Raw genomic sequence first — 419 nt, 5'->3', positions numbered from 1 at the left:
GTTAATCCTCCCAGGGTGAGTCGGGACCTAAGGCGAGGCCGACAGGCGTAGTCGATGGATAACGGGTTGATATTCCCGTACCCGTGTGTCCGCGCCCATGGTGAATCAGGGATACTAACCCACCTGAACACCCGCCTTTTTCCAGCCTTCGGGTTGGTTGGTGTGTGTGATGCTGGGGACCTGAACTGGTAGTAGCCAAGTGATGGGGTGACGCAGGAAGGTAGCCGTGCCACGTGATGGATATCGTGGTGTAAGCGTGTGGCCCGTGTTCTAGGTAAATCCGGAGCACATTTGGGTGAGGCGTGATGCGTACCCGTTTTGGGGAAGTTGGTGATCCTATGCTGCCGAGAAAAGCCTCTAGCGATGTGGATATACGGCCCGTACCCGAAACCGACACAGGTAGTCAGGTAGAGAATACT

At 55.6% G+C, this 419-nt stretch carries 1 rRNA gene; it reads left to right on the top strand.

Annotation, left to right across the window (positions count from 1 at the left end):
• Positions 1–419: ribosomal RNA gene (locus tag NQ014_RS10830) — 23S ribosomal RNA — on the top strand; the annotation flags it as partial.

Source organism: Corynebacterium sp. 5QC2CO, from assembly GCF_024580435.1.
Lineage (GTDB): Bacteria > Actinomycetota > Actinomycetes > Mycobacteriales > Mycobacteriaceae > Corynebacterium > Corynebacterium jeikeium_D.
The sequence above is the reverse complement of the archived record's forward strand: the minus strand, read 5'-3'. Positions and strand labels throughout refer to the sequence as shown.